The 17,916-nt window shown below is 32.5% G+C and carries 20 protein-coding genes; 14 read left to right on the forward strand and 6 right to left on the reverse strand.

Annotated features, from left to right (window positions below):
• Positions 1–11 precede the first annotated feature (11 nt).
• Positions 12–1,316 (reverse strand): ribosome biogenesis GTPase Der, encoded by a 1,305-nt coding sequence (gene der / locus MST30_RS01780; protein WP_243472700.1) that lies wholly within the window; start codon positions 1,314–1,316, stop codon positions 12–14.
• 122 nt (positions 1,317–1,438) lie between these two features.
• Between der and MST30_RS01785 the strand changes: the two genes are divergently transcribed.
• Positions 1,439–1,981, forward strand: a complete 543-nt coding sequence (locus MST30_RS01785; RefSeq protein ID WP_346346975.1) for a GTP-binding protein — start codon at positions 1,439–1,441, stop codon at positions 1,979–1,981.
• Position 1,982: 1 nt separating this feature from the next.
• Here MST30_RS01785 and era read toward each other — a convergent pair whose 3' ends face one another.
• Positions 1,983–2,864 carry a GTPase Era gene (gene era / locus MST30_RS01790; RefSeq protein WP_243472701.1) on the reverse strand — a complete coding sequence of 294 codons (882 nt, stop codon included), beginning with the start codon at positions 2,862–2,864 and terminating at the stop codon, positions 1,983–1,985.
• Positions 2,865–3,006: 142 nt separating this feature from the next.
• On the opposite strand from era, the gene MST30_RS01795 reads away from it, so the two are divergent.
• Entirely contained in the window at positions 3,007–4,674 is a 1,668-nt protein-coding gene (locus MST30_RS01795) for a formate--tetrahydrofolate ligase (RefSeq protein WP_243472702.1), read from the forward strand.
• Between the two features lie 8 nt (positions 4,675–4,682).
• Here MST30_RS01795 and MST30_RS01800 read toward each other — a convergent pair whose 3' ends face one another.
• The gene (locus MST30_RS01800) at positions 4,683–5,141 is read right to left on the reverse strand and encodes an RNA methyltransferase (RefSeq protein WP_243472703.1); all 459 of its coding nucleotides are present in this window, start codon (positions 5,139–5,141) and stop codon (positions 4,683–4,685) included.
• Between the two features lie 100 nt (positions 5,142–5,241).
• Between MST30_RS01800 and MST30_RS01805 the strand changes: the two genes are divergently transcribed.
• The 7 genes from MST30_RS01805 (at position 5,242) to MST30_RS01835 (ending at position 10,692) form a co-directional block, all read left to right on the forward strand.
• Positions 5,242–5,781, forward strand: coding sequence for a hypothetical protein (locus MST30_RS01805; RefSeq protein ID WP_243472704.1), 540 nt, complete (start codon positions 5,242–5,244; stop codon positions 5,779–5,781).
• Positions 5,782–5,816: 35 nt separating this feature from the next.
• Positions 5,817–5,999, forward strand: a complete 183-nt coding sequence (locus MST30_RS01810; protein WP_243472705.1) for a hypothetical protein — start codon at positions 5,817–5,819, stop codon at positions 5,997–5,999.
• Positions 6,000–6,169: 170 nt separating this feature from the next.
• Positions 6,170–7,003, forward strand: a complete 834-nt coding sequence (locus MST30_RS01815; RefSeq protein ID WP_243472706.1) for a universal stress protein — start codon at positions 6,170–6,172, stop codon at positions 7,001–7,003.
• Between the two features lie 35 nt (positions 7,004–7,038).
• Positions 7,039–8,031: a 2-hydroxyacid dehydrogenase gene (locus MST30_RS01820; protein WP_243472707.1), complete on the forward strand. Its 993-nt coding sequence runs from the start codon at positions 7,039–7,041 to the stop codon at positions 8,029–8,031.
• Positions 8,032–8,063: 32 nt separating this feature from the next.
• Positions 8,064–8,846: an MlaE family ABC transporter permease gene (locus MST30_RS01825; protein ID WP_243472708.1), complete on the forward strand. Its 783-nt coding sequence runs from the start codon at positions 8,064–8,066 to the stop codon at positions 8,844–8,846.
• Positions 8,843–9,610, forward strand: a complete 768-nt coding sequence (locus MST30_RS01830; protein WP_243472709.1) for an ABC transporter ATP-binding protein — start codon at positions 8,843–8,845, stop codon at positions 9,608–9,610. Before MST30_RS01825 ends, MST30_RS01830 begins: the two co-directional genes overlap by 4 nt.
• 89 nt (positions 9,611–9,699) lie before the next feature.
• A complete protein-coding gene (locus MST30_RS01835) occupies positions 9,700–10,692 on the forward strand; it encodes an MlaD family protein (protein WP_243472710.1) in 993 nt (330 codons plus the stop codon).
• A 76-nt stretch (positions 10,693–10,768) separates the two neighbouring features.
• On the opposite strand, the gene MST30_RS01840 is transcribed toward MST30_RS01835, so the two are convergent.
• From MST30_RS01840 to MST30_RS01850, 3 genes are all read right to left on the reverse strand, one after another.
• Positions 10,769–11,137: a GerW family sporulation protein gene (locus tag MST30_RS01840; protein ID WP_243472711.1), complete on the reverse strand. Its 369-nt coding sequence runs from the start codon at positions 11,135–11,137 to the stop codon at positions 10,769–10,771.
• Between the two features lie 12 nt (positions 11,138–11,149).
• Complete coding sequence (locus MST30_RS01845; protein WP_243472712.1) at positions 11,150–11,608, reverse strand: hypothetical protein; 459 nt, start codon at positions 11,606–11,608, stop codon at positions 11,150–11,152.
• A gap of 177 nt (positions 11,609–11,785) precedes the next feature.
• Complete coding sequence (locus tag MST30_RS01850; RefSeq protein WP_243472713.1) at positions 11,786–12,160, reverse strand: hypothetical protein; 375 nt, start codon at positions 12,158–12,160, stop codon at positions 11,786–11,788.
• Between the two features lie 128 nt (positions 12,161–12,288).
• Here MST30_RS01850 and MST30_RS01855 point away from each other — a divergent pair, with 128 nt between their 5' ends.
• From MST30_RS01855 to MST30_RS01875, 5 genes are all read left to right on the forward strand, one after another.
• Entirely contained in the window at positions 12,289–14,175 is a 1,887-nt protein-coding gene (locus tag MST30_RS01855) for a sensor histidine kinase (RefSeq protein ID WP_243472714.1), read from the forward strand.
• Positions 14,168–15,217, forward strand: coding sequence for a response regulator (locus MST30_RS01860; RefSeq protein ID WP_243472715.1), 1,050 nt, complete (start codon positions 14,168–14,170; stop codon positions 15,215–15,217). Before MST30_RS01855 ends, MST30_RS01860 begins: the two co-directional genes overlap by 8 nt.
• 80 nt (positions 15,218–15,297) lie before the next feature.
• Positions 15,298–16,146: a universal stress protein gene (locus MST30_RS01865; RefSeq protein WP_243472716.1), complete on the forward strand. Its 849-nt coding sequence runs from the start codon at positions 15,298–15,300 to the stop codon at positions 16,144–16,146.
• 7 nt (positions 16,147–16,153) lie between these two features.
• Positions 16,154–16,540, forward strand: a complete 387-nt coding sequence (locus tag MST30_RS01870; protein ID WP_243472717.1) for a hypothetical protein — start codon at positions 16,154–16,156, stop codon at positions 16,538–16,540.
• 519 nt (positions 16,541–17,059) lie between these two features.
• Positions 17,060–17,908, forward strand: a complete 849-nt coding sequence (locus MST30_RS01875; RefSeq protein WP_243472718.1) for a universal stress protein — start codon at positions 17,060–17,062, stop codon at positions 17,906–17,908.
• Positions 17,909–17,916: the final 8 nt, after the last annotated feature.

The raw sequence follows: 17,916 nt of genomic DNA on the forward strand, positions 1-17,916 counted from the left end.
AAGTAAAGATATTACTTTTTTCGCATGTAAACACTTACAGGTACTCCATTAAAATCAAAGTGATCTCTAAGTTGATTTTCTAAAAAACGTCTGTAAGGATCTTTAACATATTGAGGTAAATTACAGAAAAATGCAAACTGTGGTTGCGGAGTTGGCAACTGCATAATATACTTTATCTTCACATATTTTCCTTTGTATGCTGGCGGAGGATTATTTTCTATAATTGGTAAAAGCGTTTCGTTTAGTACACTTGTTTTAATACGCTTCGTACGGTTTTTATAAACTTCAACTGCCGTTTCAATCGCTTTAAATATTCGTTGTTTATTTAATACCGAAATAAATATAATTGGCACATCTGTAAAAGGTGCTATTTCTTTTCTGATATACTTCTCAAATTCTTTGGCTGTTTTGTTATCTTTTTCAACCAAATCCCATTTATTTACCAGAATTACAACCCCTTTTCTGTTACGTTCAGCTAACCAAAAAATGTTCTGAACCTGACCATCAAATCCTCTTGTTGCATCTAAAACTAACAAACATACATCACAATGCTCTATAGCTCTTATGCTTCGCATTACTGAGTAAAACTCTAAATCCTCTTTAACTTTAGATTTACGACGAATACCAGCAGTATCTACAAGATTAAATTCAAATCCAAAACGATTATACTTCGTATCTATAGAATCTCTTGTGGTACCAGCAATATCTGTTACGATGTAGCGATCTTCTCCAATTAATGCATTTATAAATGATGATTTACCAGCATTAGGACGACCAACTACAGCAAATCTTGGCAGTTGCTCTTCTTCTACTTCTTCTTTTTCTGGTAAGGCTTCTACAACAGCATCTAATAAATCTCCCGTTCCACTACCATTAATACTCGCAATGGTATAATACTCACCTAAACCAAGCGAATAAAATTCAACAGCATCTTCACCTCGCTTATTGTTATCTACTTTATTTACAACAAGGAAAACCGGTTTTTCTACCTTTCTCAACAACTTAGCCACGTCCTCATCCATACCAGTAACACCTGTCTCTACATCTACCATAAAGATGATGGCATCTGCTTCGTCTATAGCCAACTCTACTTGCTTGTCTATTTCGGCTTCAAAAATATCATCACTACCAACGACATAACCACCAGTATCAATGAGTGAAAACTCTCTTCCATTCCAATCGGTTTTGCCATAATGACGATCTCTAGTTACACCACTAACGGCATCAACTATAGCTTCACGCCTTTTTATTAAACGATTAAAAAACGTTGATTTACCAACATTTGGTCTTCCTACTATTGCAACAATGTTTCCCATAAATTATAATTTAATCTGCATTACATATCCTGTAAGCGGTAGCAAAGGTAGGGTTTAATTTTAGATTAACGATTTATGTATTTGGAATTTAAGTTTTGAGTTTCATTAAGAAAATATGTAAATTGAAATTAATATTATTTGCAATGGAACTTTCTAACGAAATTATTTTAAGACCACGATTTAAATTCAATGTCAATCAAGACAATGAAAGTTTGCTTTCACTATTTGAAACTGAAGGTAAAAACCAGTCAGAATTTATAGTAACTCGTGTCGATGACCATGTATTTATAAAGATACCAAAAGTCAATCAGCATTTTTGGTCACCACAATTGCATCTTGAAATCAATGAGGATTACGACAATAAGCAGCTTAGCACCATTTATGGCCTATTTGGACCTAACCCAACAGTATGGACCATGTTTATGTTCTTTCACTTTGCTGTTGCAGGTTTCTTTATTGGCTTTGGGATTTGGGCTTATGTTAATTGGTCTTTGGGAAATAATTTTGCCATACAACTTTTTGTTACCTTACTTATGGTAGTTGTATGGTTTGCTCTTTATTTTAGTGGAAGACTTGGTAAAAAAGCTGGTATGGAACAAATGCACCAGCTACACCACTTTATGCGAGACACCTTACGTAGTAAAGACATCCATGCAGTCGAATAATTTACTTTTGATTATAACCAAAACGTCTTAGCTGATTTTGGTTACTTCTCCAGTTTTTGTTCACCTTAACATACAATTCTAAGTGAATTTGCTTACCAAAAAACTTTTCTAAATCTTTTCTAGCTTCTACTCCAACGCGTTTTAAAGCTGAACCTTTATGACCAATTATGATACCTTTTTGCGTATCGCGCTCTACCATAATAACAGAACGAATTCTTATAATATTTTCCTCTTCAAAAAACTCTTCGGTATCAACCTCTACAGAATATGGGATTTCCTTTTTATAGTGCAGTAATATTTTTTCTCTAATCGCTTCATTAACAAAAAAGCGCTCTGGCTTATCGGTTAATTGATCCTTTGGATAAAATGGAGGTGACTCTGGTAATAACTCAATTATTCTCTGAAATACATTTTGAACATTAAATCCATTTAAAGCAGAAATTGGATAAAACTCAGCATTAGGCACTTTACTTTGCCATAGCTCAGCTTGCGCTTCTAATTGCTCTTGATTTGAGTTATCAATTTTATTCAGTAGTAATAATACTGGAATTTTAGAGTTGGTAATCTTCTTAAAAAAGGCTTCATCCTTAAGTTCCTTCTCGCCTATTTCTACCATGTAAATAAGTACATCAGCATCTTCAAAAGCAGATTTTACAAAATCCATCATTGAGGATTGCAGCTCATAAGCAGGTTTTATAATTCCTGGTGTATCACTTAACACCATTTGGAAGTCTTCACCATTAACAATTCCCAAAATTCGGTGTCTTGTCGTTTGTGCTTTTGAGGTTATAATAGACAGCTTTTCACCAACAAAGGCATTCATTAAGGTAGATTTACCGACGTTGGGATTACCAATAATATTTACAAAACCAGCTTTATGCATGTATCAAAGTTTTGGCAAAGTTACAACCTTTAACTTTATTAGTTTTAGAATTGATGACTACATTTCTTCACATGACAAAAATCACCATTTATCTAAATCCAAAGGTCTAAATTTGAATTTGTATTAATTCATATCAAAAAAAATGACTGATCTTCAGATTGCCAAAAAAGTAAAACTAAAGCCCATAACCGAAATTGCCGAGAAGTTTGGTATTGATCCAAATAATATTGAAATGTACGGTAATGATAAAGCCAAGCTTCCTTTGTCTTGCATTAACAGAAATAAAGCCAAGAAAAGTAATCTTATACTGGTTTCTGCAATCTCACCTACTCCTGCCGGCGAAGGTAAAACAACTATTTCCATCGGGTTATCTGAAGCCCTCAACCAATTAAACAAAAAAACAACTGTTGTTTTAAGAGAACCTTCTTTGGGTCCTGTGTTTGGTATAAAAGGAGGAGCAACTGGTGGTGGTTATTCGCAAGTTTTACCTTTAGAAGATATTAACTTACACTTTACTGGTGATTTCTCAGCCATTGAAAAAGCACACAACTTATTAGCTGCAGTAATAGACAATAATATACAAAGCAAGACCAATTCTCTTGGTTTAGACCCAAGAACCATTACATGGAAACGTGTTGTGGACATGAATGACAGAGCGCTACGACGTATTATTGTTGGTCTTGGAGGTACATCGTCTGGTATACCAAGAGAAACAGGATTTGACATTACAGCCGCTTCTGAGATTATGGCAATTTTATGTATTTCAAAAGATCTTAGTGACCTCAAGAAGCGACTAGGAAATATCTTTATTGGTTACACATTTTCGAAACAGCCTATATATGCTAGAGACTTAAAAGTCGCTGGAGCTATGGCCACACTTTTAAAACATGCTATAAAACCCAATTTAGTACAAACCATTGAAGGTAATCCAGCTATAATTCATGGCGGACCATTTGCTAATATTGCTCAAGGTACCAACTCCGTTATAGGCACTTTAATGGGAATGTCTTTTTCTGATTATACTGTAACTGAAGCTGGTTTTGGTTTTGACTTAGGTGCTGAGAAATTTTTTGATATTAAATGCCAAAGTGCCAACATATCTCCAAAAGCTGTCGTGTTAACCACAACAATACGTGCCCTTAAATATCATGGAGGTGCCGATTTAAAAACTTTAAATGAACCAAATGTTGAGGCACTGAGACAAGGCCTTCCTAATTTGGAAAAACATCTTGAAAATATTAAACAATTTGGAGTTACTCCTATTATAGCTATCAACAAATTTAAATCTGATACCAAAGAAGAAATTCAACTCATAAAAGATTTAGCTAAGATTAAAAATATTAGAGTTGCCGTAGCTGATGTTTGGGCTAAAGGAGGTAAAGGAGCGTTAAAACTTGCCGAACATGTTATTGAAGTTGCAGAAGCCAGTAAAGCAAAATTTAAACCGCTTTACGATTGGAATATGGATATTGAAACAAAAATTGAAACCATTGCCCAAAAAATATATGGCGCAGAACATGTAGATTATAACACCAATGCAAAACGGCAACTAACCAGAATAAAGGAGCTTGGCTTGGAAAACTTACCTGTTTGTATAGCCAAAACTCAAAAATCATTGTCAGATAATCCTAAATTACTGGGCAGACCAAAAGATTTTATAATTACGGTACGTGAGATTGAGATTGCATCTGGAGCTGGTTTTTTAATTCCTATTACTGGCGAAATAATGCGTATGCCTGGTTTACCAACGCATCCAGCATCTGAAGGTATTGACATTAGCGACAGTGGTGAAATTAGTGGTTTGTTTTAAATAAAAACTTACGATCTAGGCTTATTAATTCCTCTGTCGTACATTACAATACTACCTGCTACAGACACATTAAGGCTTAATTGTGATTTGAATTTCACCAAAAAATGACTCTTTTCTATGGCTTGATTAGAGAGTCCATGGTCTTCGGCTCCGAGAAGATAAACACATCGTCTTGGATGATGAAATGTTTCTAAATCTACCGCTTCATCTGTTAACTCTACACCTACTAAACGCGCACCTTTAGGTAAATTATTAAAAAATTCATCAAAAGTTTCATAATGAAAATAAGGCATCGATTTTACAGCATTATGTGTATCGCAGGCTTGTTTTGCATACCGATTACCAATGGTAAAAATAAAACTAGCACCTAAGTTTTGGGCTGATCTCCATAGTACACCAAGATTCTCTGGCGTTTTACCATTTTGTATACCTATACCAAAAAATTCGTTTACAAAATTGTCTGTCATAGTTGCAAAAATAAGACATACTGACAAAATGTAAGTTCATATTGAAATGGCATTTTTTTTGATTTTTTGGAGGCAGATGTCTAATTTAAAATTGTAAAAAATGAAAAAAGTAATGCTCTTTTTATTTGTAGCAATTTTAGCTACAAGTTGTAATGCTCAAGACACTGAGAATTCTTCTAAAAATTCTTCAGATTTAGAAAGTCAAAAAGATAGCCTTCTAAAACCTAAAGGCACATGGAAAGTAAATAAAGAAGTTGATGAAAATGGCAATATAATCCGTTACGATTCTATTTACAGCTGGTCGTCTTCTGGAAATATAAAAGGTATGGAGAGCGATAGCATTCTTAACCAAATGCACTCCATGATGCAAAAGCGTTTTTCTATGCTACAGTCTCCAAGACTAAATGGATTCTCAGAACGAGATTCGATTATGAGACAATTCTTTTCTGATGACTTTTTTAAAGATGATTTCTTCTCTAATGGTATGCCTTCTGGATTTCAAAACATGGATGATATATTAAAGCAAATGGAAGCTATGCGACAAAACTTTTTTAACGATACGCATAGATATATTATCCCACCAGAAAAGACAGAACCTAAAGAAAAGAAAACAAATTTTATCGAAAAGAAACAGGTGTAATAATTTCTATGGTTTAATAATTAAAACATTAGATTATGAAAAATAAGCCTATAAAAGTCAAGTTAATCAATCAAGAGGGAAACGTTTACCATATAAAATTCCCTAATCTCGAAGTACCAGTTAAAGTAAACAAACATCTTTACCGTAAGATGTTACATAGTCCAGATTATCAATTCTGGTCTACTAATGCCAATGTAAAGCAATCTTTTTCTGCTTAGCCTCATATAGAGTTGAAACAATAAAAAATGATTGCTCACTTACAAGCAATCATTTTTTATTTCACTAAACTTAAACTACTGTTTATTAATTTTTTAGCTGACAAATATCATGAGAAAATTTGAATCTTAGTTATAACTTTAGATGCAAAGAATTACAAAACCTGTTGATTATGTTATCTGTCTTGTTGCCTACCGATTTTTCAGAGAATTCTAAAAATGCTATTACCTACGCTTTAGAATTATATAAAAATGAAGACTGTAAATTTCACTTTTTGCACTGCTATCCTCCAGTCATCTTTTCTTATGAATATCAAATAGAGAAAGGACTTATTGGAAAAGATATCCATAAAATTCTTCAGGAAGAATCTAAAGAGCGACTTTATGAGTTTGCGCTTTCTTTAATGCGAAAACATGGTATGGAACAAGAGTTCGAGGTTGAAGTCGTAAAAGGCTTTTTACCAGATCGTATTTCGAGAGCAGTGTCTGATAATAATATAGATCTCATTGTCATGGGAACAAAAGGAGAAACAGACTCTGACAGAGTAATTTTTGGCAGCAATACCACACAAATTATAAACAAACGTTGCTGTCCTGTTATTGCTGTACCAGATGATTATAAGTTTGCTGGTTTAGAGAATATATTATTCCCTTCAGATTTAAATCTGTCGTTTAAACACAAGCATTTTCAACCAATCCTAAAAATATTAGAATTACATAAAAGCAATATTAAAGTTCTGCATATAACAATGCAAGAACTCACATCCTTACAAAAAATTCATAAAGAGTTTATAAAGGAAACATTTACGGATTACAAAACAACATACGATATTTTAGAAGAGAAAGACATTGCAGATGTGGTCTATGATTATCAACAAGAGCATAAATCTGAATTACTTGTGATGATTAACAACAAACATTCCTTTTTTGAAAACCTGTTCTTTAAACCAACAATATCAAAAATTGCAATGCATTTACAGACACCTTTTATGGTGATTCCTGCGTAAAAATTAGATATTATAACTGAAGTAAAATTAAAGTCATGAAAGTTCTTGTTTACAGCACCAGAGATTTTGAGAAAGCGTATTTAGAGCAAGCTAATAACAATAAGCACAGTCTTACATTTACCAAAGAAACCTTATCATCATCAACAGCTATTAAAGCTGTAGGTTACGATGCAGTTTCTATTTTTTCTGCAGATGAAGCTTGCTTTTTAACCATAGAAAAACTTCACGGTTTTGGTGTTAAGTATATTAGCTTACGATCTGTGGGATACGATAATGTAAACATTAAGGCTGCTAAACGAGAAGGTATTAAAGTTGCCAACGTACCAGCATATTCTCCCAATGCTATTGCAGAACATGCAGTAACACTTCTTTTGGCTTTAAACCGAAAACTTATCGAAGCCAATAATAACATTAAACGTTTCAATTTTGATTTAAATCACCTCATCGGTTTCGACCTTAATGGTAAAACCGTAGGTATTATTGGAACTGGAAAGATTGGCTCTGTTATGGCTAAAATCATGCATGGATTTGGATGTAAATTATTAGGTAATGACCTTGAAGAAGACCACCTATTGACAGAACTCTACGGCTTACAATATGTTTCTCTAGAGAATTTATGTGAGCAGTCAGATATCATCTCCCTTCATGTACCACTAAATAGCGACACACACCACATGGTTAACGAAGACTTATTTGATATAATGAAGGAAAATGTATATCTCATCAACACAGCACGTGGTGCTATAGTTAATACAGATGACCTAATTATAGCTTTAGACCACAAAAAAATTGCAGCTTATGGCATGGATGTTTATGAGAATGAAAAAGGCATTTATTTTAAAGATTTGTCTCATGACATTCCTGATGACGATGCTCTAATAAAGCTTATAGCCATGCCAAATGTATTGGTTACTGGCCACCAAGCATTTTTAACCAATGAAGCTCTAACCAATATTGCTGAGACTACCATTTACAATCTAGATTGTTGGGAAAACAACATAGTAAACGACAATGAATTAACAGGATAGTACATTTTGTATCACCGAAAATTCAACATCCTATGGAACAAACTACTTCCATAAACAAACAATTAAAATCCTTTTTCACAGAAATTGGAGACCTCTCATATTTCACCATTAGATATTTTAAAGAAGTTTTTAAGACGCCTTTTGAGTTTAAAGAACTGCTTCGCCAATGCTATAATATGGGAAATCGATCACTGCTTTTAGTGGGAATCACAGGATTTATAATTGGCTTGGTATTAACCCTTCAAACCAGACCAACGTTAATGGAATTTGGTGCGGTATCATGGATGCCATCAATGGTTGGTATATCTATCGTTAGAGAAATTGGTCCAATTATTACGGCTTTGGTTTGTGCAGGTCGTATTGGCTCTGGTATTGGTGCAGAATTAGGCTCTATGCGAGTTACAGAGCAGATTGATGCCATGGAAGTCTCTGGCACAAATCCTTTTAAATTTTTAGTAGTTACGAGAGTTTCGGCAGTAACATTAATGCTCCCTTTGCTTGTAATCTTTGGTGATACCTTGGCATTATTTGGCTCATTTCTGGTAGAAAATGTAAAAGGTAATGTGTCTTTTACGCTTTTCTTTAATCAGGTTTTTAACTCTTTAGAATTTGGCGACATTATTCCGGCGACCATCAAAACTTTCTTTTTTGGTTTAGCTATTGGTATTGTAGGATGTTATAAAGGTTATTACAGCACAAAAGGAACTGCTGGTGTTGGGAAAGCCGCAAACTCTGCTGTTGTATTTACATCACTTTTACTATTTATAATAGACTTTATAGCTGTTTTTGTTGCTGATATTTTTTATGACTTATGAATGAAAACACAGACATATCAAAAAGAGACGTTGTTCTAAAAATCAAAGACCTGCACAAAAGCTTTGGTGATAATCATGTATTGAACGGTTTTAATCTAGAGTTACACCAAGGTGAAAATCTCGTTATCATGGGAAAATCTGGTTCTGGAAAATCTGTGATGATAAAGTGTCTCGTCGGTCTTATGGAAGCTGATAGTGGTACAATATCCGTGATGAAAAACGACATTACCAAACTAGATAGAGAAGCGCTTGATATTTTAAGAGCTGATATCGGATTCCTATTCCAAGGTAGTGCATTATATGACTCTATGAGTGTTCGTGAAAACTTGGAATTTCCATTGCGTCGTCATTCAAAAAAATTTAAAAAAGATACAGATACCGAAAGTATGATTATTGAAGCATTAGAAAATGTAGGTTTGGCCAGTGCCATAGATTTAATGCCTTCTGAATTATCTGGTGGAATGAAGCGACGCGTAGCATTAGCAAGAACGCTAATACTTCAACCAAAAATTATTCTGTACGACGAGCCAACAAGTGGATTAGATCCTATTACTGCCAAAGAAATTATTATCTTAATGCAAAGCATTCAGAAAAAATATAACACCTCAGCACTCATTATAACACACGATGTGGATTGTGCAAGAGTTATTTCTGATAGGATGATTTTACTCATAGACGGTATTGACTATGCTGAAGGCACTTACAAAGAGCTTTCAGCATCAGAAGACCCAAAAATTAAAGCATTTTTTAAACAAGAATTATGAAAGCCCATAATGGGCATTTGAGAGGCAATGAATACCGCTAAAGAAAGAAAGAAATTACAGAATCACAGGTTCTCGAAAATTTGAAACACATGAAAAAAACAGCATCACAAAAAACCAAGCTTGGCATATTTGTTATTATTAGTACCATCTTATTTGTGGTAGCCGTTTATATGATTGGTCAAGGTAAAGATCTGTTTAAAAAAACCTTTACCATTAGCGCCTATTTTCAGAATGTAAATGGTTTACAAAATGGCAACAATGTTAGATATGCAGGTATTGATATTGGTACAGTAAAATCTATTAACATGGTTAACGATTCAACCATTAAAGTAGATATGAATATAGAGGAAAAAATTATACAACATATTAAAAAAGATGCCATTGCCACAATAGGTTCAGATGGATTGGTGGGTAATATGATTGTAAATATTGTTCCTGGAAAAGGTACAGCATCTATTATTGAAAACGGTGATATTATTGAGTCATTCAGCAAAATAGGTGCCGATGATATTCTTAGCACATTGAGTGTCGGCTCAGAAAATGCAGCGTTGTTAACTGTTGATTTACTAAAAATCACAACCGAGATGCTCGAAGGTGAAGGCACCATTGGCTTGTTACTAAACGACACCATTATGGCACAAGACCTTAAACAGTCGGTCTATAATCTTAAAACAGCAAGTAAAGGGGCAACAAAAGCCATAAATGAATTAACGGATATTATTTCTTCAATAAAAACTAATGACGATTCTGTTTTGGGCATGGTATTGAATGATTCAATTTCAGGAAAACAACTAAAAAGTATAGTAAATAATCTTGAAACGTCTAGTAATGAAATCAATTCAATTTTAAACAACATAAATACCGTTGTAAATGATTTGAACTCTAGCGAAGGTGCCTATAACTATATTACAAAAGACACTGCTCTGGTCAATGATTTAAAATCCACCATAAAAAACATTAATGAAGGCACCGAAAAGTTTAATGAAAACATGGAAGCTTTGAAGCATAACTTTTTAACACGTGGTTATTTTAGAAAGTTAGAACGCCAAGAAAAGAAAGCTGCCAAAGCAAAAAGCGATTAGGAATAAACATTTTAAAATAAAAGCTGAGCAACTATGTCGCTCAGCTTTTTAAGTTCAGTTTTTACTGTAGAAACGACTAATTGGCAATAACCTCTTTATTTCTACTTTCAGCAAATTTTTCAATTAAATCTGGTACTTTTTCAAATGCAGCTGCAAGACCATGAGCTTTACCAGCTTCAATAAAAGAGATTTCATTTTCTCGAGTAACTAAAAATCCTAAAGGTTCAATTCCTACACCTGCTCCTGCACCTATACCTTCACCTTTTTTACCCTTAGTTTCAGAACCTTCTCCTCCACCTGAGCCAAATCCCATGCCTACTTTTATTACAGGTACACACTTAAATTCTCCCAGCTGAAACTCTTTACCAATTACAGTATCGGCATTAGCTTCTGTTTTCATAAAATCTGTCACTTGTCCTAATAATTCTTCTAAATGTAGTTCCATAATATTAATATTTTAAATGTTGAAAAATGATTTTATAATGCGTATTGGTCTATTCTCAACAGCCAATACTAATGTGTTTTGACCTTTATAGTTAACATGGAATCCTCCAAATTGATAGTTTAAAAAAGAAAATACTGGGTACAATTTTGAGTTTGCAATACAATCTCCTGTATCTATGTTCATGTAAAACTGTGTTACTTTAAAGGATTTTATAATTCTTATTACAGTTCTAAAGCTTAATTTCTTTGTTTTTTTATCAACCTTTATTGCTTTTGATGTTTCAGATTTCTTTTCTTTTTTGGCTTTTAGCGGATGGATGTAAAATTTTAAAAAGAACAACTTTAATCTTATTATAAAAATCTCTTTATCATCTTTAATTACATCTGCCCTTGCAAGGCCTTTTAACTGAATATAATATTGCTCATTATTTGTATCTATAACCAAAATCATTGGCATTAACAATAGGTACATAATCAACGATAAAAACAACAATATGATAATAGTTAACAACATATCTTAAATTTTATCCAAAGGAAAGCAAACTATAAATATAGCACAATGATATTCATCAACTTAGGTGATTTTTTATGCACTTTAACAAATTTAAATGAGCAAGAAAATTGATTCTATTTAGACTTCGTATTAGAACTATTCTTGTAGCTTCTTAAACTCAAGACTCAACTTTACCATAAAGTTTAATTCAGATTTATTGATTTTAGCAAAAGCATAGGCAATGTCATTCCCAGTCTTAAGAATGAGCTTTTGTAATTCCTCTGTAAATAATTTAGGATTTCGATGTAGAAATTCAATAAACCTAGAAAAGCTGTTTTCTGCTGAAGCATTGTCTTTTTGTAATGTATTGAACTGATTTTTTATGACATCTTGTTCAAGTTCCGTAAGATGAAGCCATCGCTTTTTTAGGCTTTCAGACAACTTTACATATTCTTCAAAAGACAAGTTATTATCTGCCTTAGAAATAGCATAAAACACATATCCTAAATGTATTAAAAAGTCCCTATTCATTTTGATAAAAATTACCGCATACAAAAGATATTTAAATCCTAAGAAACAAAGAATGATATTGATCATTATCATAAAATAATCACTATTTATTGCTTACCTTTAAAGGATACACCAATTACTTGTTTGGCATGATTAAACAAGACCAGGAAATATTCAATATTCTTCTCGAAGCCGTCTCAGAAGCTATAATTATTGTTGACGAAAAACAACATATTATTGAAGTTAACAGTATGGCAGAACATGTATTTGATTATAAAAAGTCTGAGCTCAAAGACAAATCGATAGACATTCTCATACCTTCTAACTACCACAAATCTCACAGTAAAAATGTAGAACGTTTTATTGAAGATTACAAGCGTACTAAAATGGGAAAAACCGCAGATGTTTATGGCCTAAAAAAAAATGGAGACATCATCCCAGTTGAGGTTGAGCTTAATCCTTTTAATATCTATAACAAAACCTATGTTATGGCATTGGTTAGAGATATTTCTAAGCAGAAGGAAAATGAATTTGATTTTATGCTTAGAAGCAAGGCACTAGAATCTGCAAGTAATGGTATTTTAATTACAGATGCTTTAAAACCAGATAATCCTGTTATTTATTACAATCCTGCTTTTGAAAAATTAACAGGTTATTCAAAAAAAGAAATCTTAAACAAAAACTGTAGGTTTCTACAAGGTAATGACAGAGATCAAAAAGGATTACCTAAACTAAGAAAAGCCATAAAAAATGGTGAAAGCTGTATCGTAACACTTAGAAATTACAGAAAAGATGGCACCCTTTTTTATAATGACTTGTACATCACTCCCATCACCAACAAAAGAGGTATTGTAACACACTTTATTGGTGTACAAAACGATGTTACCGAACGCGTAAGAGCTGAAGAAGAAAAGAACCATTTAGCTAAAATTTTTAATGAGTCACTTAACGAAATTTATGTTTTTGATGCTGAAACCCTCAAGTTTATCAATGCCAATAGAGGAGCTCTTAAAAACATTGGCTACACTTTAGACGAGCTTAAATATATGACACCTGTTGATTTAAAATCTGGTATAGATGAAACAACTTTTAGAAAAAATTACATTTATAAACTTCTAAAAAATCAAGAAGAGCAGATAGAGTTTGAAACCATTCATATTAGAAAAGATGGCACTTCCTATCCTGTAATGGTACATTTACAGCTTTCATTTTTAAAAGACAAAAAAGTGTTTGTTGCCATAGTTGTAGATATTACAGAGCAAAAAAACTACACCATAAAGCTCGAAAAAACGGTACAAGAAAGAACCTTGCAACTACAAGAAGCATTAAGTAAAGAAAAAGAACTCAACGAATTAAAAACAAAATTCTTATCGCTTGTATCGCACGAGTTTAAAACACCATTAAGCGGCATAGCCACATCTTTAATGCTTTTAGAAAAGTATAAGCTCACAGAAGAACAACCAAAACGCAACAAACACTTAGCCATCTTAAAGGACAAAGTAAATTACCTCAACACCATATTAAATGACTTTTTATCTATTGAAAGATTAGAAACAGGAACATTTAACTATTCCTTTTCTGACTTTAGATTAAGTAAGGTTATTAATGAAGTGGTTTACAATTCTAATATGCTTTTAAAAGAAGGACAACACATAAATTACCCAGCTGATATTGATGACATATCGATGTACCAAGATGAAAGAATTATTGAAATTATCCTATCCAACATCCTTCAAAATGCCGTGAAGTATTCTGGTAAAAATTCAGAAATAGATATTAGGATTCGCCAAAACAAAAACGATACTATTTTTGAGATTGAAGACCATGGTATTGGCATACCAAAAAAAGATATGGAAAACATATTTGCACGTTATTATCGCGCAGAAAATGTGCTCAATATGCAAGGCACCGGAATTGGTCTTAACATTGTAAAAACACATTTGGAAAATTTAGGCGGACACATAAAAATTGAAAGTATAGAGCACAAAGGCACACTCGTAACATTAAAAATCCCTAACAAAGCTAAATATGACTAAGATTTTACTCATAGAAGATGATACTGTTTTAAGAGAAAACACTGCTGAACTTTTAGAACTTTCAAACTTTGAAGTCATTACAGCACCAAATGGTGAGCTTGGCTTAAAAGCCATAAACATTAATACACCAGATATTATAGTTTGTGATATTATGATGCCAAAACTTGATGGTTATGGCGTTTTAAACGAAGTAACCAAAAACAGTAAAACAAAGCATATTCCTTTTATTTTCTTATCTGCAAAAACCGAACATCAAGACGTTAGAAAAGGTATGAATTTGGGAGCAGACGATTACATCACCAAACCTTTTACTGAAGACGAATTAATAAGTGCCATAAAAAGCAGACTGGCCAAAGCCAGTATCTTGAAGGATAAAGGTCAAGACAATGTTCAAAATTACTCTGAAAAAGACGAATTAATCAACCTTAACGATTTAAAAAATTTCTTTGACGATTACGGTAATGAATTTACATATAATAAAGGCGATGTCATTTACAGAGAAGGTGACCACTCAAATTTTATATACCTCATTACAAAAGGTGCTGTAAAGTGCCACAAACTAGACAGCAAAGGCAAAGAATTAGCCACAAGCCTTTACAAAGAAGACGATTTGTTTGGTTACACCTCTTTTACCCATAATTTACCGCATAAAGAAACAGCTACAGCTATAAAAAAAACAAAATTGGTGGGTCTATCAATACTTCAATTATCAGAAATCATAAAGAACAACAACAAACTAGCCGTTGCCCTAATTGATCATCTAACAGACGATTTGTCTCACATTAAAGACCAGCTTTTGGAAATGGCATATAGTTCGGTTAATAAAAAAACGGCTAGTACTATTCTTCAATTTGCAGAAAAAATAAATCGCAGACCTAACGACCCAATCAAAATATCTAGAAATGACTTGGCTAGTGTTGCTGGTATAGCCACAGAAACCTTTATTCGTACGTTAACTAATTTTAAAGAACAAGGATTAATTAAATCTGAAGGAAGAAACATCGTTGTTTTAGATGTTGAAGGACTTAAACAAATTAAATAAGTGCATCTTTCTAAAATGATTCTTGTCATTTTAAAATCCGTTTTTAGAACCTACATTTAAGATATTAAATTATTGATATCATGAAAAATGTGCTTTTACCAACGGATTTTTCAGAAAACTCGTGGAATGCTATAAAGTATGCCATCCATTTTTTTAATTCTATTGAATGCGGCTTTTATGTATTACATGTTAATAGCTTAAACAACTTTATTCCGCAAGATGAAACATTAACATTAGATTCTTACTATCTAGAAAGTACCTATACTATACCTGCAAAACAAAAATTGCGCAGTTTTATAAAACGTATTTCTAAGTTAAGCCCAAACAAAGACAAACACAAATTCTTTGCTCTTACTGAAACTGGTTTTTTTATTGATTCTATTCGGAAGATTGTAAAAGAGAAGCAAATAGATTTTATTGTAATGGGAACCAAAGGCGCTTCTGGTTTAAGTGAAATTATTCTTGGAACCAATACGGCAGACGTTATTACCAAAGTTAAATGCACCACACTTGCTGTACCCGAAAATGCAGAATTTGTACCACCAAAAGAAATTGCTTTTCCTACAGATTTAAACTTAACATATAATCTTGATGTATTGCATCCTTTAAGTGAAATAACTGAGCACTTTAAAGCATCACTGAGAATACTTCATATCAATAAAAACAAAGAACATTTAAACGAAGATCTAGACGAAAACATAACGTTGCTCAAAGACTATTTTACAGATATTAAAAGTAGTTTTCATCATCTAACTAACAAAAAAGTAGAGGATGCTGTGCAATGTTTTGTAGAAAGCAGAACTATAGATCTTATTTGTATGGTAGCCAAAAACCTCAACTATTTTCAACAAATATTTTTTCACAGTAAAGTTGAAAAAATAAGCTACCACACCGACAAACCATTATTAGTATTACACGAAAAAAATTAACAAAGCCATGGAAAATTCACTATTCTTTACAAAATTTTGGGGCTGGTATCTTATCATTTTCTTTTTTATACTCAGCTTTAATCCAAAACGTATTAAACAGATATTTAGCAACCTTAAAGACGAAAAATTTTTAATTCTGGCTGCTTTTATTTGTATTACGCTAGGACTAACCACTATTATTTTACACAACATTTGGGAATTAAATTATAAACTGGTAATTACATTAATAGGATGGTCATTCTTGTTTTCTGGTTTAGCGCTCTTTATTTTTCCCAACAAAACGGTATCGTGGTTAATTTTAACCAATGTTAAAATGGTTCAGCTTATTTATATGCTATTATTTTTAGTAGGACTATTTTTGTTAAATATAGTCTATCAAATTATACCTTATTAGCCAAAATTGATATTTATCATTTTCTAATATTAACAAGTTATTTATGTTTAATATCTAATATTAAAATAGGGTAATTTAATATCAGGTGCTATTAATCACGAAAAAAGCCAGAGCAATCTCTGGCTTTTTTTGGTAAACACATTATTGTTATTTCTTACCAAAACTGATTTTCCTCATTTTAGAAAACAGACCTAGTAATTACATTTATAATGCTATTAAAAGTGCATTCATATTTAATTTATTAGTCGAGGATTTATGAATAAAAAAAGTGTTTAATGCTTTGGTTGAATTAAAAGTAATCCTTTGTAATTCTTTTTTGTAAGAGGATTTTTAGGGTTTTCAAAATAAGAGGTGAATTATAGAATTAAACACTTTTTCGGAAACAGGAAGTTTAAGCTTCCTGTTTCTTTTTTCTCTCATATAAATTCCACAAGACATCCAGATTATATTGTATGATAAATATCATTGTAAAATGGTGCTAAATACCTTAGCTTTAGTAAGCTATAAAATGAATTTATCATGAGAAATATTCTAATTCCAACAGACTTTTCCGCTAATGCCATGAATGCATTAAAATATGCATCTGAGTTGTTTAAATACGATAAGAGCCGATTTTTTATAATGCATGCTTACCAAGATGAGATTTTTGAGGACGAAGAACTCATTAAAGAGGAAACTTTGGTTAAAGTTACCAAACGCATTGCAGATAAATCGCAATCTAACCTAGAGAAAGTCTTAGATGAGATTAAAAAGATTTCTCCAAATCCAAGACACAGCTACGCTATTATTTCTGCCAACAATATGCTTGTAGACGAAGCAGATAAAATTGTAGATGAAGAAAATATAGATATTATCGTTATGGGTACTCGTGGTAATACCAACAATAAAAAACTAACCTTTGGTAGCCACACGCTTCAAGTATTAAGATACGTGCAGAGTCCTGTACTGGCCATACCAGAACATTATGCTGGCATTCAGCCTAGACATATCCTCTTCCCTACCAATTATTTAATTCCGTATAAAAGAAGAGAATTAAAATTACTGTGCGAACTGGCTTCACCATACAGAGCTACTATAGATATGCTCTATGTGTCTGACAACGATAATCTTTCTATGAGACAGCAAAACAACCAGAGCTTTGTAAGGGATGAGTTGTGCAAAAATGAGATTAATTTTAAGACTGTTAAAGATTCTAGTATTACTGACGCTATTTGCAATTATATAGATAAAAACAATGTAGATATGTTAGTGATGGTTAACACAAGACACTCCTTTTTTGAAAACATATTCTTTAAATCTAAACTAGATGAAATAACCTTACGAATTGATATTCCGTTTTTGGCACTGCAAAACATTAGACGTTATTAACTTTTAAA

Source organism: Winogradskyella sp. MH6 (assembly GCF_022810765.1).
Classification (GTDB): domain Bacteria; phylum Bacteroidota; class Bacteroidia; order Flavobacteriales; family Flavobacteriaceae; genus Winogradskyella.